The sequence below is a fragment of the Actinomadura physcomitrii genome (genome assembly GCF_008923205.2).
Lineage (GTDB): Bacteria > Actinomycetota > Actinomycetes > Streptosporangiales > Streptosporangiaceae > Spirillospora > Spirillospora physcomitrii.
Window position 1 is genome coordinate 145275 of record NZ_WBMS02000009.1, and the last position, 19955, is coordinate 165229.

The 19955-nt window shown below is 72.3% G+C and carries 18 protein-coding genes; 8 read left to right on the forward strand and 10 right to left on the reverse strand.

Features of this window, described 5'->3' with window-relative positions:
• Positions 1-92: 92 nt before the first annotated feature.
• A complete protein-coding gene (locus tag F8568_RS13830) occupies positions 93-1337 on the forward strand; it encodes an MFS transporter (RefSeq protein ID WP_151593932.1) in 1245 nt (414 codons plus the stop codon).
• Here F8568_RS13830 and cydC read toward each other — a convergent pair.
• From cydC to F8568_RS13845, 4 genes are read right to left on the reverse strand one after another with little or no spacing between them, the layout of a single operon-like run.
• On the reverse strand, positions 1291-3060 hold the full coding sequence (cydC, locus tag F8568_RS46765) for a thiol reductant ABC exporter subunit CydC (protein ID WP_202124915.1): 1770 nt from the start codon (positions 3058-3060) through the stop codon (positions 1291-1293). The two genes, F8568_RS13830 and cydC, sit on opposite strands and share 47 nt — an antisense overlap.
• A complete protein-coding gene (cydD, locus tag F8568_RS46770) occupies positions 3057-4706 on the reverse strand; it encodes a thiol reductant ABC exporter subunit CydD (protein ID WP_202124916.1) in 1650 nt (549 codons plus the stop codon). The genes cydC and cydD overlap by 4 nt, the downstream gene beginning before the upstream one ends.
• Positions 4703-5725, reverse strand: coding sequence for a cytochrome d ubiquinol oxidase subunit II (cydB, locus tag F8568_RS13840; RefSeq protein ID WP_151593933.1), 1023 nt, complete (start codon positions 5723-5725; stop codon positions 4703-4705). Before cydB ends, cydD begins: the two co-directional genes overlap by 4 nt.
• Before the next feature lie 12 nt (positions 5726-5737).
• On the reverse strand, positions 5738-7153 hold the full coding sequence (locus F8568_RS13845) for a cytochrome ubiquinol oxidase subunit I (RefSeq protein WP_151594051.1): 1416 nt from the start codon (positions 7151-7153) through the stop codon (positions 5738-5740).
• Between the two features lie 160 nt (positions 7154-7313).
• Between F8568_RS13845 and F8568_RS13850 the strand changes: the two genes are divergently transcribed.
• Both F8568_RS13850 and F8568_RS13855 read left to right on the forward strand, forming a co-directional pair.
• Positions 7314-7577, forward strand: a complete 264-nt coding sequence (locus F8568_RS13850) for a hypothetical protein (RefSeq protein ID WP_151593934.1) — start codon at positions 7314-7316, stop codon at positions 7575-7577.
• A gap of 338 nt (positions 7578-7915) precedes the next feature.
• Entirely contained in the window at positions 7916-9460 is a 1545-nt protein-coding gene (locus F8568_RS13855) for a DEAD/DEAH box helicase (RefSeq protein ID WP_151594052.1), read from the forward strand.
• A 50-nt stretch (positions 9461-9510) separates the two neighbouring features.
• On the opposite strand, the gene F8568_RS13860 is transcribed toward F8568_RS13855, so the two are convergent.
• On the reverse strand, positions 9511-10287 hold the full coding sequence (locus F8568_RS13860; RefSeq protein ID WP_151593935.1) for an acyltransferase: 777 nt from the start codon (positions 10285-10287) through the stop codon (positions 9511-9513).
• A gap of 125 nt (positions 10288-10412) precedes the next feature.
• Positions 10413-10880, reverse strand: a complete 468-nt coding sequence (locus F8568_RS13865; protein WP_151593936.1) for a hypothetical protein — start codon at positions 10878-10880, stop codon at positions 10413-10415.
• A gap of 169 nt (positions 10881-11049) precedes the next feature.
• Here F8568_RS13865 and F8568_RS13870 point away from each other — a divergent pair, with 169 nt between their 5' ends.
• Positions 11050-11577: a peptidylprolyl isomerase gene (locus F8568_RS13870; RefSeq protein WP_151593937.1), complete on the forward strand. Its 528-nt coding sequence runs from the start codon at positions 11050-11052 to the stop codon at positions 11575-11577.
• Positions 11578-11638: 61 nt separating this feature from the next.
• A complete protein-coding gene (locus tag F8568_RS13875; protein WP_151593938.1) occupies positions 11639-12523 on the forward strand; it encodes a rhomboid family intramembrane serine protease in 885 nt (294 codons plus the stop codon).
• A gap of 205 nt (positions 12524-12728) precedes the next feature.
• On the opposite strand, the gene F8568_RS13880 is transcribed toward F8568_RS13875, so the two are convergent.
• Complete coding sequence (locus F8568_RS13880; protein ID WP_151593939.1) at positions 12729-12986, reverse strand: cell division protein CrgA; 258 nt, start codon at positions 12984-12986, stop codon at positions 12729-12731.
• 109 nt (positions 12987-13095) lie between these two features.
• Here F8568_RS13880 and F8568_RS13885 point away from each other — a divergent pair, with 109 nt between their 5' ends.
• The 3 genes from F8568_RS13885 to F8568_RS13895 are packed head-to-tail and all read left to right on the forward strand — an operon-like array spanning position 13096 to position 14724.
• Complete coding sequence (locus F8568_RS13885; RefSeq protein ID WP_151593940.1) at positions 13096-13851, forward strand: DUF881 domain-containing protein; 756 nt, start codon at positions 13096-13098, stop codon at positions 13849-13851.
• Positions 13852-13873: 22 nt separating this feature from the next.
• Positions 13874-14524, forward strand: coding sequence for a class E sortase (locus F8568_RS13890; protein ID WP_328600867.1), 651 nt, complete (start codon positions 13874-13876; stop codon positions 14522-14524).
• A gap of 8 nt (positions 14525-14532) precedes the next feature.
• The gene (locus tag F8568_RS13895; protein ID WP_151593941.1) at positions 14533-14724 is read left to right on the forward strand and encodes a hypothetical protein; all 192 of its coding nucleotides are present in this window, start codon (positions 14533-14535) and stop codon (positions 14722-14724) included.
• Positions 14725-15203: 479 nt separating this feature from the next.
• Here the strand turns inward: F8568_RS13895 and pknB are convergent, their stop codons facing one another.
• The 3 genes from pknB to F8568_RS13910 are packed head-to-tail and all read right to left on the reverse strand — an operon-like array spanning position 15204 to position 19946.
• Positions 15204-17009, reverse strand: coding sequence for a Stk1 family PASTA domain-containing Ser/Thr kinase (gene pknB, locus F8568_RS13900; RefSeq protein WP_151593942.1), 1806 nt, complete (start codon positions 17007-17009; stop codon positions 15204-15206).
• A gap of 22 nt (positions 17010-17031) precedes the next feature.
• A complete protein-coding gene (locus F8568_RS13905) occupies positions 17032-18468 on the reverse strand; it encodes a serine/threonine-protein kinase (RefSeq protein ID WP_151593943.1) in 1437 nt (478 codons plus the stop codon).
• Positions 18465-19946: a peptidoglycan D,D-transpeptidase FtsI family protein gene (locus tag F8568_RS13910; protein ID WP_151593944.1), complete on the reverse strand. Its 1482-nt coding sequence runs from the start codon at positions 19944-19946 to the stop codon at positions 18465-18467. Before F8568_RS13910 ends, F8568_RS13905 begins: the two co-directional genes overlap by 4 nt.
• Between the last annotated feature and the right edge of the window lie 9 nt (positions 19947-19955).

A 19955-nucleotide genomic window follows, 5' to 3' on the forward strand; every position in this document is an offset into this window, starting at 1 on the left:
CAAGGCACAACCGCGGGTTGTGGGACGGGTCGGGCGGTTGTTTGTCGGCGCGGTGGCGGGGGTGTTGGATCGGCGGGCGGAAAGGGGGCGCCGTGCTCGGACGGGATTTCGCCTGGTTGTGGCGCGCGTACGCGGTCAGCTCGCTGGGGACGTGGCTGGCACTGGACGCGTTCCCGCTGATCGCTGTGCTGGCGCTGCATGTGGGGCCCGCCCGGGTGTCCATGATCGCCGCGGCGGGCGGGACGGCGGCGGCGCTGCTGGCGGTGCCGCTGGGGCCGTGGATCGAGTTCCAGTACAAGCGGCGGTTGATGGTCCGGGCGGATCTGGTGCGGTTCGCGGTGCTGGCGACGGTGCCGGCCGCGTACGCCTCCGGGGTGTTGACGTACGCGCATCTGCTCGTGGTGGCGGTGGTCGTCGCGCTGGCGGACATCGTGTTCCGGGGCGCGAGCGGGGCGCATCTGAAGGAGCTGGTGCCGCAGCGGCATCTGATGGAGGCCAACGGCAGGTTCGAGACGGTGCAGTGGATGTCGACGGCGGTCGGGCCGCCGGCGGGCGGGGCGCTGATCGGGGTGCTGGGGCCGGTGGTGACGGTGCTGCTGGACGCGGTCAGCTACGTGCTGTCGGCGGTGGGGATCACGAGGATCGCGGCGCCGGAGGCGGAGCCGCCGGTGCGGACGGCGGGGGCGTCGCGGTGGGCGGAGATCGGCGAGGGGTGGCGGGTGATCGCGGCGGAGCGGGAGCTGCGGCTGCTGTTCGCCAACAGCGTGCTCACCGGGGCGCTGATCATGGCGACGGCTCCGCTGCTGACCTATCTGATGCTGCACGACCTGGGGTTCTCGCCGCTGGAGTACGGGCTGGCGTTCGGCGCGCCGTGCCTCGGCGGGATCGCCGGCGCGCGGGTGTCGCGACCGCTCGTCCGGCGGTTCGGGCGGCGCACGGTCATGCTGGTGTTCGGGGTGGGGCGGGCGTTGTGGCTGGTCGGGCTCGCGTTCGTCGGGACGGGGCTCGGGGCGTTGCTGCTGGTGATGGCGATGGAGCTGGGGATCATCACCTGTATGGGGGTGTTCAACCCGATCTACGCGACGCGGCGGCTCGAGCTGGTGGAGGCGGGGAAGGTCGCCCGGATGGTGACCGCGTGGACGGTCGGTTCGCGCACCGCGATCGCCGTGCTCACGGCGGTGTGGGGGGTTCTGGGCGGGCTCGTGGGGGTGCGTGCGGCGATCGCGGTGGCGGGGGTGCTGCTCATCGGGGCGTGCGCGTTCCTGCCGTGGCGCCGGGAGCCGTCCGGGGTCACCGGAGAGGCGTCTCCCGAGGCCGGGGTGCGGGCCGCGGGATGACGGGGGTTTCGGTCTCGCGCCGCCACAGCGTGCGGTAGAGGCCGGGGCGGGCGGCCAGTTCGGCGTGGGTGCCGCGGTCGGCGACGCGGCCGCCGTCGACGACGATGATCTCGTCGACGGCGTCCAGGCCGGTGAGGCGGTGGGTGACGAGCAGGGTCGTGCGGCCTTCGGTGGCGGTGAGGAGGTCGGCGGTGAGCGCGTCGGCGGTCGCGGTGTCGAGGTGCTCGGCGGGCTCGTCGAGGAGCAGGATCGGGAAGCCGGCGAGCAGCGCGCGGGCGAGGGCGATGCGCTGGCGCTGCCCGCCGGAGACCTGTGCGCCGTGCTCGCCGACGCGGGTGTCGAGGCCGCGGGGCAGCGCGTCGACCCAGTCGAGGAGCCGGGCGCGGCGCAGGGCGTCGCGGATCTCGGCGTCGGTGGCGGCGGGACGGGCGAGCCGGACGTTCTCCCCGATCGTGGAGTCGAACAGGTGCGCGTCCTGGGCGCACAGGCCGATGACGGTCCGGACGTCGTCGCCGGTCAGCGCGCGCAGGTCGGTGCCGTTGAGGGTGACCGAGCCGGACGCGGGTTCGAGGAACCGGAGCAGCACGGAGGTCAGGGTCGTCTTGCCCGCTCCGGACGGCCCGACGATGGCGCAGCGGCGGCCGGGCGTGAGGTCGAGGGAGATGCCGTCGAGCGCGTAGGGGGCGGCGGGCGTCCAGCGTGCCCGCAGGTCGTCGATCTTGAGCGTGTAGGGCGCGGCGGGGAGCGGCGACGGCGCGGACGGGTCCTGGACGGGCGCCGGGGCGTCGAGCACGGCGAAGATCCGCGCGGCGGAGCGGCGGACCCGTTCCAGTTGCTGCGCGGCCAGCGGCAGACCCGCGACGACCTCGAACGCCGCCAGCGGCAGCAGGACGATCACGGCGAGCAGCACCCCGTCGAGCGCGCCGGTCCGGACGGCGGGTACCCCCACGGCGAGGGCGCCCCAGACGGCCAGCCCGCCGGCGAGGGCGGAGACGGCCGCGCCGAGACCGGTGGACGCGGCGGACCGCGCGGCGGCGCGGGTGAAGTCGCGGTCCAGCCGGGCGGCTTCGGCGAGCCGTGCGGGCGCGGCGCCGTTGGCGATGAGCTCGGGGGCGCCCTGGAGGACGTCGACGACGTGGGAGGTGAGGTCGCCGCGCAGGTCGGTGGTGCGGCGCTCGGCCCGGCGCGCCGTCGCGGACGACAGCCAGGGCGCGGCGACCCCGGCGGCCAGCAGCGCGACCAGCAGGATGGCGCCCGCCGATGGGAGCAGCGCCCACGCGAGCCCGACGGACGCGCCACCGATGACGGTGGCGACGGTGCACGGCAGCAGGACGCGGAGGAAGAGGTCCTGGACGGCGTCGACGTCGGCGACGAGGCGGTTCAGCAGGTCGCCGCCGCGGAAGGCGGGGAGCCCGCCGGGCGCGAGCCGCTCGAGCCGTTCGTAGACGCGCGCGCGCAGGTCGGCCAGGATGCGGAACGTGGCGTCATGGCCGACGAGCCGTTCGAGGTAGCGGAACACGCCCCGGCCGAGCCCGAACGCGCGGACGGCCACGATCGCGACCATCAGCATCAGCACGGGCGGGTGCTGGGCGGCGCGGGAGATGAGCCAGGCGGACGTCGCCATCAGGCCGACGCCGCTGCCGAGCGCCAGGACACCGAACAGGAGCGCGAGCAGCAGCCGTCCCCGCGCAGGCCAGGCGAGCCGGATCAGCCGGAGGATCATGCCGCCACCCCCGCGGGCTCGACGGTGACCACCCGGTCGGCGAGGGCGGCGAGGGCCGGGCGGTGCGCGACGAGCAGGACGGTCCGGCCGGCCTTGAGCCGTTCGACGGCGTCGATCACGGCGGCCTCGCTCTCCCCGTCGAGGTTGGAGGTGGGTTCGTCGAGCAGCAGGAGCGGCGCGTCGCGCAGGAACGCGCGGGCGAGGGCGATCCGCTGGCGCTGGCCCGCCGACAGGCCGGCGCCCCGGTCGGCGAGCACGGTCGCGAACCCCGACGGCAGCGCCGTGATGAACTCCAGCGCGTTCGCGGCCTCGGCGGCGGCGCGCACGTCGGCGTCCGGCGCGTCGGGGCGGCCGAGGCGGATGTTGTCGGCGACCGTCCCGGCGAACAGGTAGGGGCGCTGCGGGACCCACGCGATCCGGTCGCGCCAGGCGTCGGGGGCGAAGTCGCCGAGGTCGTCCCAGTCGGCGAGGACGCGGCCCGCGTCCGGCCGGACGAACCCGAGCAGCACCGACAGCACGGTCGACTTCCCGGCGCCGCTCGGCCCGGCGAGCGCGACCGTCTCCCCGGGGTGGACGGTCAGCGAGAAGTCCTCGAGCGCGGGGCCCCGGGGATAGGTCACCGTGACCCCTTCCAGCCGGAGGGTCGCGCGCGAGAGGTCCGGAACGTCCGTCCGGGTGCCGGTGGCGGGCAGCGGCGTCTCCAGCACCTCGAAGATCCGCGACGCGGCGGTGAGGCCCTCGACGCTCGCGTGGTACTGCGCGCCGACCTGCCGCAGCGGCAGGTACGCCTCCGGCGCGAGGACCAGGACGAGCAGCGCCGTCTCCAACCCGAGCCCGCCGTCGACGAGCCGCAGCCCGATCGACACGGCGACGAGCGCGACCGACAGCGTCGACAGCAGCTCCAGGACCAGCGCGGACAGGAACGCGACCCGCAGCGTCGCCATGGTCGCGCGCCGGTGCCGGTCGGTGACCTCGCGGATCCGGGCCGCCTGCGCCCGCGCCCGGCCGAAGATCTTCAGCGTGGGCAGCCCCGCGACGACGTCGAGGAAGTGCGCGGCGAGGACGGACAGCGTGCGCCACTGCCGGTCCATCTTCCGCTGCGTGGTGAGCCCGACGAGGATCGCGAACACCGGGATGAGCGGCAGCGTCGCGGCGATCGTGACGGCGGACGGCCAGTCCCCGAGCAGGATCCGCAGCCCGACCGCCGCCGGGACGATCACCGCGAGCACGAGCTGCGGCAGGTACCTGGAGAAGTAGTCGTCGAGCGCGTCGACGCCGCGGGTGGCGAGGGCGGCGAGCTCGCCGCTGCGCTCGCCGGACAGCCAGCGCGGCCCGAGCGCCATCGCATGGGCGAGGAGCCGGCCGCGCAGCTGCGACTTCACCGCGGCGGAGGAGCGGTGCGCGGCGACCTCCTGCAGCCAGGCGACCAGCGCCCGGCCGAGGACGACGCCGAGGAGCAGCAGCATCGGCGTGCGCAGCCCGGTGAGCGTGGCGCCGCCGAGGAACGCGCGGGTGAGCATGTCCGCGAGCAGCGTCGCCTGCGCGATGATCAGTGCGGCGGTGGCGGTGCCGAGCGCCACCGACGCCAGCAGGAAGGTCCGGGTCGTCCGGGCGTAGCGCAGCAGCCGGGGGTCGAGGGGCTTCATCGCACCGGCTCCGGCCTCTTCTTCGGCGCCGGGGGGATGTGGGAGGTGCCGATCCGCTTGCGGAACACCCAGTACGTCCACCCCTGGTAGATCATCACGATCGGGGTGAACGCGCCGGCCACCCACGTCATGATCTTCAGCGTGTAGCCGCTGGACGCGGCGTTGGCCGTGGTCAGGCCGCCGGAGCCGAGCGTCGAGGGCAGCACGTCCGGGAACAGGGCGGTGAACAGGGTGGCGACGGCGAGCACGATGGCGGCGCCGGTGCCGACGAACGCCCAGCCCTCGCGCCCGCGCCGGTTCGCGGCGGCGGCGGCCAGCAGCCCGGCGGCGGCGCCGGCGGCGGTCAGCCAGGTCACCGGCTTGCCGTGCTGGAGCTGGGTGATCAGCAGGAAGCTCCCGCCGGCGGCGATCGCCGCGACCACGGCGATGCCGGCGACCCGGCGCGCCCGGAACCGGATCTCGCCGGACGTCTTCAGCGCGAGGAACACCGCGCCGTGCAGGGCGAACAGGGCCGTCGTCGCGAGACCGCCGAGCAGCGCGTACGGGTTGAGCAGGTCGAGCAGCGTCCCCGCGTAGTCGTGCGAGGCGTCCAGCGGCACGCCGCGGACGATGTTGGCGAAGGCGACGCCCCATAGGAACGCGGGCACGAGGCTGCCCCAGAAGATCGCCCGGTCCCAGCGGGCGCGCCACCGCGCGTCGTCGCGCTTGCCGCGGTACTCGAACGCGACGCCGCGGACGATCAGCGCGATGAGGATCGCGAGCAGCGGCAGGTAGAAGCCGCTGAACAGGGTGGCGTACCACTCGGGGAACGCTGCGAAGGTGGCGGCGCCGGCGACGATGAACCACACCTCGTTGCCGTCCCAGACGGGCCCGATGGTGTTGATGACGACGCGGCGCTCGACGTCGTCGCGGCCGAGGACGGGCAGCAGCATCCCGACGCCGAAGTCGAAGCCCTCCAGGAAGAAGTAGCTCGTCCACAGGAAGGCGATGATGACGAACCAGACGGTGGTGAGTTCCATGGCCGGCCTCCCTCAGTAGGCGAACGCGAGCGCGCGCTCGGCGTCGTCGGAGTCGTCGCCGGACGGCGGCGGGGGCAGCACCTCGTCCTCGGTGGGCGGCCCGGCCTTGGCGTACTTGAGCATCAGCCCGACCTCGATGATGAGGAGGACGCCGTACAGCGCGGTCAGCGAGACGACCGAGATGAGCATCGACGTCGGCGACACCCCGGGCGAGACGCTCGCGGACGTCTTGAGCACGCCGAACACCGACCAGGGCTGCCGTCCGGTCTCGGTGAAGATCCAGCCGGCGGAGTTGCCGATGAACGGCAGGGTCAGCGACAGCACGCCGATCCGGTACACCCATGGGCCGGACGGCAGCCGCCCGCGCCGCAGCAGCCACAGCCCGGCGAGCGAGACGAGCGCGGTGAGCATCCCGACCCCGACCATGACCCGGAAGTTCCAGTAGGCGACGGGGACGACCGGCCGGTAGTTGCCGGGCCCGTAGCGGGCCTGCTCGGCGGCCTGGACGTCGTTGATGCCCTTGACCTCGCCGTCGAAGCTGCCGGTGGCGAGGAAGGACAGCACGCGCGGGACCTTGATCCCGAAGACCTCCTTGTGGCCGTCCGGCGTGCCGACGGTGAAGACGGAGAACGACGCGGGCTGCTCGGTCTCGTAGAGCGCCTCGGCGGCGGCCATCTTCATCGGCTGCTGCTCGGTCATGACCTTGCCCTGGACGTCCCCGGTGAGGGCGACGCCGATCGACGCGACGGCGGTGACGGCGAGCGCGACCTTCAGCGAGGGCCGGAAGACCTCGACGTTCTTGCGGCGGGCGAGGTGCCAGGCGCTGACGCCCGCCATGAACAGCCCGCCGGTGACGAACGCCGCGGTGATGGTGTGCGGGAACGAGACGAGCTGGGTGGAGTTGGTGAGGACGGCCCAGAAGTCGGTGAGGCGGGCGCGTCCGGTCGCGTGGTCGATGCGGTAGCCGACGGGGTGCTGCATCCACGAGTTCGCGGCGAGGATGAAGTAGGCCGACAGCAGGGTGCCGATGTGGACGAGCCAGATGCAGGCGTTGTGCAGCTTGGCGTTGAGCCTGTCCCAGCCGAAGATCCACAGGCCGAGGAAGGTCGACTCGACGAAGAACGCGAGCAGGCCCTCGATGGCGAGCGGGGCGCCGAAGACGTCGCCGACGAAGCGGGAGTAGTCGCTCCAGTTCATGCCGAACTGGAACTCCTGCACGATGCCGGTGACGATGCCCATCGCGAAGTTGATCAGGAAGAGCTTCCCCCAGAACTTGGCGGCGCGCAGGTACCGCGTCCGGCGGGTGCGCAGCCACGCCGTCTCCAGGCCCGCGACCAGCGCGGACAGTCCGATCGTGAGCGGGACGAACAGGAAGTGGTAGACGGTGGTGATCCCGAACTGCCACCGTGCGATGTCGACCGTGTCCATGGGCGGCGTGCCTCTCCGGCTCATCTACTACAAGCTGTAGTACTACGTCCTGTCGGTAATACTACGGCCTGTAGTACTACGAAGGGTCGTAACATCGCTCACACGCGCCCGGACGGGCGACGGGCCCGCGGCCCGGCCGGCCGCGCCTAGACTCGCGCGCATGGAGCTGAGGGACGCCACGCGCATGATCCTGTCCGAATCGGCCGCGCATCCGGAGCTGCTGCGGGTCACCCGGCAGGCGCACGACGAGCTGGCCGCCGGACGGCCCGTGCCGTACACCGAGCTGAGCTGGATGCTCAAGGAGGCGGCGCGGAAGAACGTCTACCCCGCCCTCCACGCCCGGTACGGCGCCGGGGCGTTCGACGAGATGGTCCTCGTCATCGGGCGCGAGATCGACCGCCAGGCCCCGGTCGTCCGCCACTGACGGCGCCGCCCGCTCCGCCGGGGCACCCCGTCGCGATCGGCTCCGGCGCCGCCGCCCGCCGGTCCACCGACCCCCTCACGGCGCCCGTCACGGGCGCCTCCTGCGCATGCTGAGCCCGGCGGTGCGAATCTTCCGGCCGGGACGGGGCATAAGGACGCTCCCGGCCGACGTTAGACTCTACGAATCATTCTTCGGCGCCCCGATGGCGCCAGGCTCGTCCTTGTAGCCCACCGACCGCCCGCATCGGCGGTCACACCGTGGTGCCTCCCGAGACGTGCCCCCCTCTCGGAAGGTAATGCGTGACCACAGCTGCTGCTGCTCAGAACCCGTCCGCCGACCTGCCGGCCGCGCCCGACGGCGCGACCGCGGACGACGAGCGGGTTCCCACCTTCGCCGAGCTCGGCCTCCCGGCCGCGCTGGTGTCCGCCCTGGCCCGCCAGGGCATCGAGGCCCCGTTCCCGATCCAGGCCGCCGCGATCCCCGACGTCATGGCGGGACGCGACGTGCTCGGCCGGGGCAAGACCGGCTCCGGCAAGACCCTCGCCTTCGGCCTGCCGCTGCTCGCCCGCCTGTCGGGCCGCCGCGCCGCGCCGAAGCGCCCGCTCGCGCTCATCCTCGTGCCGACCCGCGAGCTCGCCCAGCAGGTGCAGACCAACCTCGAGCCGCTCGGCCGCGGCCTCGGGCTGAAGTTCAAGACCGTCATCGGCCAGACGTCGATGTTCAAGCAGATCGACGCGCTGCGCCGCGGCGTCGAGGTCCTCGTCGCGACCCCGGGCCGCCTCAAGGACCTGATGCGGCAGGGCGCCTGCGACCTGTCCGACATCGAGATCGCGGTGCTGGACGAGGCCGACCACATGGCCGACATGGGCTTCCTGCCCGACGTCACCGACATCCTGGACGCCGCCAAGCCCGGCGGGCAGCGGCTGCTGTTCTCCGCGACCCTCGACAAGGACGTCGACGTCCTCGTCAAGCGGTACCTGCACGACCCGGTGACGCACGCGATCGGCCCGGTCGACGAGTCCGTCGACACGATGGAGCACCACCTGCTGCTGGTGGCGCCCAAGGAGAAGGGCGCCATCACCGCCGAGATCGCCAACCGCGAGGGCCGGACGATCCTGTTCGCCCGCACCAAGCACGGCGTCGACCGGCTCGCCAAGCAGCTCACCCAGGTCGGCGTCCGCGCGGCGGGCCTGCACGGCGGCAAGAGCCAGGGCCTGCGCACCCGCACGCTCGCCGAGTTCCGCGAGGGCTCGATCAGCGTGCTCGTCGCCACCGACGTCGCCGCGCGCGGCATCCACGTCGACGACGTGTCGCTCGTCATGCACGTCGACCCGCCCGCCGACCACAAGGACTACATGCACCGCGCGGGCCGCACCGCCCGCGCCGGGGAGCGCGGCACCGTCGTCACGCTCGTGCTGCCGCACCAGGTCCGGTCCACGTCCGCGATGACCCGCCGCGCCGGCATCAACGCGCCGCGCGTCCGGGTGAGCAGCGGCGACGCCGAGCTGGTGAAGCTGACCGGGGCGCGGGTCCCGTCGGGCATCCCGATCGAGGAGCCGCTGATCCCGGAGCGGCCGCGCCGCGAGGGCGGCCGCGGCGGCCGTCCGGGCGGACGCCGCGGCGGACGCGGCTTCGGCGGCGGACGCGGCGGGCGCTCGTTCGACCGGCAGGACGGCGGGCAGCGCTCCGACAGCCGCGGCGAGGGCTCCTACGAGCCGCGCCGCGACGGCGGCGGCTACGGCGAGCACCGCGGCTCCTACTCCGGCGGCGAGCGCCGCGGCGGCGGCCCCCGTTCCGGGAGCGGCCCGCACGGCAACCGCCGCGCCTACGGCGGCGGCAAGCGCCGCGACGGCGGAGACCGCCGCGCCGCCCGCTACAACTAACGCGAACACGCAGAAGCCCCGTCCACCCAGGACGGGGCTTCTCCGTTCTTCTAGCCGGCTTCCTCGCGGAGCTTGTCCTGGAGGAGCTGGAGGCCTTCCAGGCCGTCGACGGAGAGGGCGGCGAGCTCGTCCAGCGACATCAGCGGGCTGTTGCGCAGCGGCGGCTGCCAGCCGTTCTCGGTGTCGTAGCTGCGCAGCACCTTGGCGGGGACGCCGCCGATGACCGCGTGGTCGGGGAACTCGCCGCGGACGACCGCGCCGCCCGCGACGGCGACGTTCCGGCCGAGCCGGGTGCCCGGCAGGATGATCGCGCCGGTGCCGATCCAGCAGCCGTCGCCGATGACCACCGGGTTGTTCTCCGGCCACTGCCGGCCGATCGGCACCGCGACGTCGCCGTAGGTGTGGTTCTGGTCGGTGATGTAGACGTTAGGGCCCGTGAAGACGTCGTTGCCGATCTCGATGGACTGGTGGCCGACGATGTGCGTGCCGCGGCCCAGCGAGCAGCTCGACCCGATCGTCACGATGACGTCCGGGCCGAGGTCGAGGCCCGGTACGAAGCCCGCCGAGATCGTCACGTGCGTGCCGACGAGCGTGTGGTCGCCGATCGAGATCCACGGCTCGCCGTAGATCGCGCCGACCGGGAAGCCGATGCAGGCGCCCTCGCCGAGGTAGGCGAAGCGGCGCCGGCCGGGCGTGTGCGGGGTGATCTCGCCGTGCCGCTGGATCCACCGCCAGCCGGCGTGCACCGCCGTGTGCAGCCCGCGGCGGGCCCGGTCCCTGGCCCGGCCGGCCAGACGCTGCGCCATGGAGCGCGGATTCGGCGACATGGCGTTCACCGTACCGGTTGGTAGTAAACGGGGGAACGCGAGGACCGGATCACGTGCGGCCGCATGCCGCGGGGCCCGGCCGGCGGACGGCACGGGCCCCGCGTTCGCGCGGACGGCGCGGACGGTCAGTGCGGCGAGTGCACCTGCCCGTCGACGTCGGAACCGGAGACGGTCATCGAGTCGGCCGACACGGCCTCCCCCTGCTCCCCGGAACTTCCGGCCATGTCGCGCATGGCGTCGCGCTTGGTCAGCGCGATGCCGGCGATGCCGGCGGCCGCCACCATGCCCATCATCGCCATCATGGCGCCGCGCCGCGGCCTGTCCTTCGGCGGCTCCACCCGCTGGGCGACGTCACCGAGGAACGCGCTCACCCGCGGGGCGAGCCCGGTCTCCACGTACCGGGCCGCCATCCGCAGCCGCGGCGCGCTCCAGCCGCGCATGACCATCAGCTGGTCCTGGGCGGCCGGCATCATCCGCTCCGCCATGGCCGAGGCGCCCTCCTGGGCGCGTCCGGCGCCCTGGCGGGCCGCTTCCTGAACGCGGCCGAGCCGCGAGAGCACCACGTCCTGCGGCTTCCGGCGGATACTAATCATTAGGGACACGCTAACCTCCCTGTTTGCGAGGTCCTGTCAGGCAGCCTTCCCGAGTGCCGGGAGGTAAACCCGTCGTGCGCGATCGGATGGTCACGCACCGTGACGGATCCGGGCCTGGCCGGGACCCGAGCGAACGCACACAGATCCACTCCACGAGGAGGCGGCCAGCGTGGCCAACGAGACCTTCGCGACGCTCACCACGTCGCTCGGCAAGATCGTGATCCAGCTGTACCCGGAGCAGGCGCCGGAGACGGTGGCGAACTTCACCGAGCTGGCGGAGGGCAAGCGCGTCTGGACCGACCCGAGCACCGGGGCGAAGTCCGAGACGCCGCTGTACAACGGGACGATCTTCCACCGCGTCATCCCCGGCTTCATGATCCAGGGCGGGGACCCGCTGGGCACCGGCACCGGCGGCCCCGGCTACGAGTTCAAGGACGAGTTCCACCCGGACCTGAAGTTCAACAAGCCGTACCTGCTGGCGATGGCGAACGCCGGGCCCGGCACGAACGGCTCGCAGTTCTTCATCACCACCGACAACATCGGCCAGGTGCAGCACCTGACCGGCCGGCACACCATCTTCGGCAAGGTGATCGAGGGCACCGACGTCGTCGACAGGATCAGCAACGTCCCGACCGGCAGGATGGACCGTCCCAAGGAGGACGTCGTCATCCAGTCGGTGACGATCGAGCGGCGTTAGTCGTTTTACTGGGTGAGACCCAGCGCCGGGTGACACCCAGCGACGGCCCGACGGAGACCGGATGAGCACAGAACAGAGCCCCGCGCCCGAGACCTCGGTGCCGACCTGCTACCGGCACCCGGGGCGGGAGAGCCATGTCCGCTGCACGCGGTGCGACCGCTACATCTGCCCCGACTGCATGCGGGACGCGGCGGTCGGGCACCAGTGCGTCGAGTGCGTCGCCGGCGGGAACCGCGGCGCGCGCAGTGCCGCCCCGCGAACGGTGCTGGGCGCGCGCGGTCCGGTGTCGGCGGTGCCGGTCGTCACGTACTCGCTGATCGGCCTGTGCATCGCGGTGTACCTGGCCGAGCTGGCGTCGACGCGGGTCGTCACCGACTTCATGATGCTGGGCCGCTGGGTGCAGCCGGACGGGGAGGTCATCGGGGTCGCCGGGGGCCAGTGGTACCGGCTGGTCACGACGATGTTCCTGCACGAGCGCGGGGGGTCGCTGGGCTTCACCCACATCCTGTTCAACATGTGGGCGCTGTACGCGGTGGGGCCGGCGCTCGAGCAGGTGCTCGGCCGGTGGCGCTACCTGGCGCTGTACCTGCTGTCGGGACTCGGCGGCTCGGTGCTGCTGTACCTGGTCGACCCGAGCGGCGCGGCGGTGGGGGCGTCCGGCGCCATCTTCGGCCTGTTCGGGGCGTACTTCGTGATCGGCCGCCGGCTGGGCGCGCCCGCCGGCCCGATCGTGTTCCTGCTGGTGATCAACCTGGTGATCACCTTCTCGGTGAAGGGGATCTCCTGGGAGGGGCACGTCGGCGGGCTCGTCGTCGGCGCGCTGATCGCGCTGGCGTACGCGTACGCGCCGGCGGCGCAGCGGCGGCTGTTCCACCTCGGGATGCCGGTGCTCACACTCCTGGCGCTGGCGGCCCTGGTGACGGCGAAGACGCTCGCGCTGACCTGAGGGCCGCGGGACGGTTCCCGGACGCGCGGAAGCCGCCCGTGCCCCTCGGGGGTGCGGGCGGCTCTTCCGTGGACGGCTCCGGCCCCTCGAAGACCGTTCGGTACCCGGCCTGTGGAAAACCTGGGGAAAGTCAGGGCCAGAGATCCCCAGCCTGTGGATAACTTTCGTGGATTGGTGCGCCGCGAAAGCGGGTATTGCGACCGGATCAGCGCCAGCGCGTCGACAGCACCACGCCCAGGATGATCGCCACGAAGCCGATCCCCAGGTTCCAGTTGTGCAGGTCGGACATGAACGGCACGTCCGTGCCGGTGCTGGCCGTCACGTAGAAGACCGCGATCCAGGCCAGCCCGATCAGCCACAGCGCGACCATCGTCGGGACCAGCCAGCGCGGGCTGACCTCCGGCGCCTTCGACTTCTGCGGGGGCGTGTAGACGGCCTTCTTGCGCACTTTGGACTTGGCCACGGTGGGATCGTTCTCCTCGAGCGCCCGGCGGCCGGAGCGCCGGACCGCGCATGGGTGGTTTGTCGGTTAGCGTAGTCGCTGGTGAGCACTGTCTGATGAGCAGTTCTGGATGATGAGGGTACGGCGTTCGGCGTGGGGAAGCATCATCCCAGCTCTCACGCTCCTCGCGGGCACCCTGTTCGCGGCGAGCGCGAGCACGGCCCGCGGCACCAGCCTGCGCGACGAGGGCCGCACCCGCGTCACCGACCTCATCGGTGACGAGCAGCGCGCCCACCGCCGCGAACGCGACCGCTACCAGCGGCTCCGCCGCGACGTCGACGCCCTCTCCCGCGCCGCCGGACGCACCGACGCCCGCGTCGAGCAGGCCCAGGGCGACGCCGACCGGCTCGCCCCCGCCGCCGGCTTCACCCCCTACACCGGCCCCGCCGTCCGGGTGTCCCTGGACGACGCGCCGCAGCCGTCCGGAGCCCTCCCCACCGGCGTCCGCCCCGACGACCTCGTCGTCCACCAGAGCGACGTCCAGGCCGTCGTGAACGCGCTCTGGGCCGGCGGCGCCCGCGCCATGCAGATCATGGACCAGCGGGTGATCGCCACCAGCGCCGTCCGCTGCGTCGGCAACACCCTCATCCTCCAGGGCGTCGTGTACTCGCCGCCCTTCCGGATCACCGCCGCCGGCGACCCCGCCCGCCTCCGCGCCGCCCTCGCCGCGTCCCCCGACATCGCCGTCTACCGCAAGTACGTCCGCGCCTACGGCCTCGGCTACTCCGTGCGCACCCTCGCCCGCGCCGTCCTGCCCGCCTCGGACACCAACACGACCATGAAGCACGCTACGGTGCCGACGGAGGCGCCGGGAGGCGCGCACTGAGCCTCGGGAAAGGGGACGCGCGGTGCGGTTGGTGATCCGTGGGCTCGGCGAGCTGTGCATCACCGCGGGCGTCATCGTGATGCTGTTCGTCACCTACGAGCTGTGGGGCACCGGCCAGTACACCAGCGCCCAGCAGGACAGACTCGGCAAGCAGCTCCTGAAGTCCTGGCAGGCGCCCAAGGTCACCACCGAGAAGGTGCGGCTCGGCAACGGCCTCGCGATGATCCGCATCCCGAAGTTCGGCAGGAAGTACCACTATGTGATCATCGAGGGCGTCAGCGTCCCCGACCTGCGTAAAGGGCCCGGCCACTACCCCGGCACCGCCCTGCCCGGCCAGGTCGGCAACTTCGTCGTCTCCGGCCACCGGACGACCTACTCCGCTCCCTTCAACAAGCTCGGCGACCTCGACCGCGGCGACGAGATCCTCATCGACACCCGCGACGACCAGTACGTCTACAAGGTCACCGACCGCAGGATCGTCAAGCCCACCGAGGTCGACGTCACCGCCCCCGTCCCGTTCCACCCTGGCCGCAGGCCCACCGGACGGATGATCACCCTCACCACCTGCCACCCGAAGTACTCCGCCGCCAAGCGGATGATCATCTTTGGGGAGCTCGCGTCCGCCGTGCGCCGCGTCAAGCCCGGCGTCCCGACCACCGCCGCCGGAAGGTAGGAGAGACCATGTACGCCTGGATCTGGCGCCACCTCCCCGGCACCTGGCCCGCCAAGACCGGCATCGCCCTCGCCATCGTCGCCGCCGTCGCCGCCGTCCTCTGGTGGGGCGTGTTCCCCTGGATCGAACCCAAGGTCCAGATCGACCACGGCGTCGTCGACGGGACCCCCACCCCCACGAGCCCCTCGAAACCCGGCTGACCTGCGCGTTCGCTGCCCGGCGCGGATCGCGCCGGAATCGTGAGAAAAATTCGGTTGAAACCCGTAACGTCCGAGACGCCCCACACGAAGACCTATCGAGGGCTTCCGCCATTGCCCCCGAGTGGCGGAAGCCCTCTCGTTTGCTTTGCATTGCCCTTGGCGTCAGGCGCTGGGGCGCCTTCCTTCGGCGGGCAATGCGTGCGATCGCTGCATCGCTCCCGACTCGCCCTGGGCGCTCGCTGCGCGATCAGATCCTTGCTTCGCTCGAATCTGGCTTCGCACGCGATCGCAACGTGCCGGTCCTAGCATCCTTGGCTTACGGACGATCTTCTGCCGCTCTGCGAGGGTGCGCCCTGCTTGCTGAGCTTGCTGCGCGCGTGCTGGCCCTCACAGAGGGTGGGCTCGCTTCGCTCGCCCCCTTGACCGTTGAAGGGCCCGTCCCCTGGGGGGACGGGCCCTTCAACAGTCGTTGTTCTTGGTCAGTGGCCGCCGAAGTTGGGCCACTGGGGGCCTCCGGTGGTCGGGGTGTTCGTCGGGGTCTGGGTCGGCGAGGGCTGCGCCGCGACGAAGATGGTCACCGTGTCGCCGGGCGCCACCGTCGCGTCCTGGCCGGGCGACTGGTCGTAGACGAAGCCCGTCGCCACCTGCTTGTCCGGCGGCGGCGTGCCCTCCTGCACCTTGCACTCCAGGCCGAGGCTCTGCAGCTTGGCGCAGGCGGCCCGCTTGCTGCTGTTGAACAGTGGCGGGACCTTCAGGTTGCTCGGGCCGTTGGAGACGACGATGGTCACCGTCGAATGCGGCTTCACCTGCGAGCCGGCCGTCGGGTCGGTGCTGATCACGCTGAGCCGCGGGACGCTGTCGCTGGTCTGCACCGACTTTCGGACCTTGAAGCCCTTCTCCTCCAGCAGGTTCTTGGCGACCGAGTAGGGCTTGTTGGTCACGTCCGGCACCTCGACCTTCGGCACCGGCTTCGGGCCCTTGGAGACGAGGAGGACGACCGACGCGCCCTTGTCCAGGTTCGACCCCGGCTTCGGCGTCGAGGTGATCACCGAGCCCTTGTCGACGTCGTCGCTGTAGTCGGTCTGCGGCGTGCCGACCTTGAAGCCGAGCTTGGTGAGCTGCGCCGACGCGGTCTTCGCGTCCTGGCCGACGATCGAGGTCGGGACGGCGACCTTGTCGTCGCCGCCGCCCCCGCCGCCGCTCATCATCCAGCCGATCAGCGCGGCGCCGCCGATGAAGACCACGGCGAGCGCGATCCACAGCGCCGCCTTCTTGCCGCCGCCGCGTTGCTCGTAATCCTCGTCGTAGTGGACGGGCGGCAGCGGGTAGTCGTCCGCCGGCCGCTGCACCTGCGTGTGCGCGCCGCCCGGGTACCCGCCCATGACCTGCGTGCCCTGCGGCTGCCCGCCCATGAGCATGGTGGACGCCGCCGTCGAGGCCACCGGCTGGCCCTGCAGCACGCGCTGGATCTCCTGCCGGAACTCCGTCGCGTTCTGGTAGCGGTGGTCGGGGTCCTTCGCCATCGCCTTCAGGACGATCGCGTCCGCCCACTGAGGGATGTTCGCGTCGACCTGCGACGGCGGGACCGGCTCCTCCCGGACGTGCTGGTAGGCGATCGCGACCGGCGAGTCGCCCGTGAACGGCGGGCGGCCGGTGAGCAGCTCGTACAGCACGCAGCCGGTGGAGTAGATGTCGCTGCGGGCGTCGACGCGCTTGGCCTGCGCCTGCTCCGGCGACAGGTACTGGGCGGTGCCGATCACCTGCGCGGTCTGCGTCATCGTGGCGGCCGAGTCGGCCATGGCCCGGGCGATGCCGAAGTCCATGACCTTGACCTCGTGCTGCCGGGTGAGCATCACGTTCGCCGGTTTGATGTCGCGGTGCACGATCCCGCCGCGGTGGCTGTAGTCCAGCGCGCGCAGGATCCCGTCGGTGATCTCCAGTGCCTTCTCGGGGAGCAGCGCGCGGTTCTCCCGCAGCAGGTCGCGCAGCGTGCTCCCGTCGACGTACTCCATCACGATGTAGGGGATCGGGGTGTCGCCGATCATGTCCTCGCCGGTGTCGTACACGGCGATGACGGAGGGGTGGTTCAGCGACGCGGCCGACTGGGCCTCGCGCCGGAACCGGGCCTGGAACGTGGGGTCGCGCGCCAGGTCGGAGCGCAGTGTCTTGACCGCGACCACCCGATCCAGCCGCAGGTCACGGGCACGGTAGACCTCGGCCATGCCGCCGCGCCCGATCACCGTGTCGAGCTCGTAGCGGCCGCCGAGCAGCCGAGGTTGACTCATATGTGCACTTTCCCTCGTACGTCTACACCTTGTGGTCCGAACTTAGCTCCCCGCTCTGCGTGGGCGAGGGATCCGGGCTCGGAGTTGACGGAGTCGTGGTGCTCACCGTCGGTGTCGGTGTTGGCTCAGGGGCGGTGGGAGTCGCCCGGGACGGTTTCGTGGTCGGCTTGTGCGAAGGAGACGCGTGGCGGCTCCGTGGCGTTGACGGACGGATCCTATGCGTCCGGTGCGGCCGGGTGACAGCCGGTGTGGGGGCCGGTGTCCGTTCCGCGGTCGGTCTGCCGGGATCGGTGGCCGGTACGTCGACGCTGTCACCGCCGACCGGGCTCGTCACGGGGGCCCGGGGCGCGTCCCGCCGGTCGCGGGCCGCACCCGACGCGCTCTTCCACAGCGAGCCGGCGACGATGGCTCCCACCACCAGCAGCACGGCGGCGACCGAGGTGAACGCCAGTACCGTGCGCCGTTGCCCGGTCACTGTCCCGGTGGTGAGGTTATCCTCCGCACCGTCTGCGTCAAATCCCGATATAGCGGATGTCCGTGGGGGGCGTTCCGGACCGGTCCCCGTGCGCAGCGGCGCCGCCACCGGATCCACCACCGCCGGGCGCCGCGCTCCGGCCCGGCCGTCGCGCGCCCGGCGGCCCGTGCTCAGCGACCGGCGGATCGCGAGGGCCCGGTCGGCGACCGCGGCCGCCCCGGCCGGGCGGTCCGCCGGGTCCTTCGCCAGCATCTGCATGATCAGCGCCCGGGCCGGCTCCGGCACCCGCGCCGGCAGCTCCGGCGGTGCGTCCCGGACGTGCTTGAGCGCCACCTCCACCGGCGTCTGCCCGTCGAACGGCGGCTCCCCGGCCAGGCACTCGTAGGCCACCACGCCCAGCGAGTACAGGTCGGCGGCCGTGGTGATCCCGCTCGCCGAGGCCTGCTCGGGCGAGATGTAGTGCGCCGTCCCCATGACCATCCCGGTCGCGGTCTGCGACGCCGCCGCCAGCCGCCGGGCGATCCCGAAGTCGGTGATCTTCAGGGTGCCGTCCGGCGACACCATCAGGTTCGCCGGCTTGACGTCGCGGTGCACGATCCCCGCCTCGTGCGCCACGGCCAGCGCCCGGCCCGCCTGGACGAGCAGGTCCAGCACGGCCTCCACCGGCAGCCCGCCGTCCCGCGCGAGGATCTCGTCGAGCGGCTCGCCCGGCACCAGCTCCATCACCAGGAACGTCCGGCCGTTCTGCTCGCCGTAGTCGAACGCCTGCGCGATCCCGGTGTGCTGCAGGCCCGCCGCGAACCGCGCCTCCGACTCGAACCGGGCCCGCGCCGACACGTCCCCGCCGAGCTCCAGCCGCAGCAGCTTCACCGCCACCGGACGGCCCAGCGACTCGTCCCGGGCCCGCCAGACCTCGCCCATCCCGCCGATGGCCAGCCGCTCCAGCAGCCGGTACCGGTCCTTCAGGACGAGGCCCGCGCTCACTTCTTCAACACCTGGCGCATGATCGCCGCGGCGATCGGGCCGGCGCCGGTCGCGCCGAAGCCGTCGCCCTCGGTCATCACCGCGAACCCGTAGCGCGGGTTGTCGACCGGGGCGAACCCGACGAACCAGCGGGCGTTCGGGATGCCGGGGCCCTGCTCCGCCGTACCGGTCTTGCCGGCGACGTTCATGCCCTGCAGGTTCTTCGCGGTGCCCGCCTGCACGACCGCGCGCATCATGTCCTCGAACTGGGACGCCTGGTCGCTCGACAGCGGCTGGCTGTACTCCTTCGGCGAGGCGCTGTACAGCTCGCTCTGGTCCTTCGCCCGCACTGTGCTCACGACGTAGGGGTTCATCAGCTTGCCGTGGTTGACGATCGCCGACGCGACCATCGCCATCTGCAGCGGCGTCGCCCGCACGTTCTCCTGGCCGATACCGGACCGCGCCGTCGCGTCCCGGCCGGTGTGCTGCTGCTTGCCGTCGGCGTCGGTGTAGTTCACCGGCACGTCGCTCTCCGCGGCCGGCATCTGCGGCTCGAGCGTCACCGACTTGCCGAACCCGTACTCGGCTGCGCCCTGGTTCAGGCGCTCGATGCCGAGCTGCAGCGCGAGCCGCGCGAACGAGGTGTTGCAGGACTCGGCGTACGCGCCCTTCATCGGCGCCTGGCCGCCGCAGGACCCGCTGTCGCTGTCGTTCGGCAGGTTCGTGCCCGACTCCGGCAGGCTCAGCGGCGAGGTGTCCAGCGTCGTCTGGTCGTTCATCCCGAGCTTGTTCATCGCGACCGTCGCCGTCACCGTCTTGAACGTCGACCCGGGCGGGAACGTCTGGCTCAGCGCGTTGTCGTTCAGCGGCCGGATCACGCCGCTGCCCTTGTCCAGCTGCTCCAGCCGCTTGACGCCCTTGTCACCGGTCTGCGGCGCCACCTCGTTCGGGTCGAAGGACGGCCACGACGCCGCCACCTGCACCGCGCCCGTCTTCGCGTCGATCACCACGGCGCCGCCGCGCCGGCCCGGCGCCGTCTTGGCCTTCAGCTGCTCGTACGCTCGCCGCTGCGCCTCCGGGTTGATCGTCAGCTCGACGTTCGCGCCCTCCGGCTTCTTGCCGATGAACGTGTCGAACCAGTGCTGGTTCGCGATCCGCTTGTCCTTGCCGCCGAGCAGCGAGTTGTAGGCCCGCTCGACCTGCGTGGCGTTCCCGTTGAAGTACCCGGTGACGGGCGCGAAGATCGGCCCGTCCTTGTACGTCCGGCCGTACTTCGGGTTGTCCTTGCCCGTCGGCGTGGACGTGACCAGCACCTCGCCGCCCGCGGAGATCTGCCCGCGCGGCGAGTTGAACACGTCCTGGTACTGCCGCGCGTTGTGCGGGTCGGTGCGCAGGCTCTCCGCCTCGCTGCCCTGGACGTAGTTCACCTGCGCCATCAGCCCGAAGAACAGCAACATCCCGAAGACGGCCACCCACCGGATCGGCTTGTCCATGTTCATGGGGCGGAG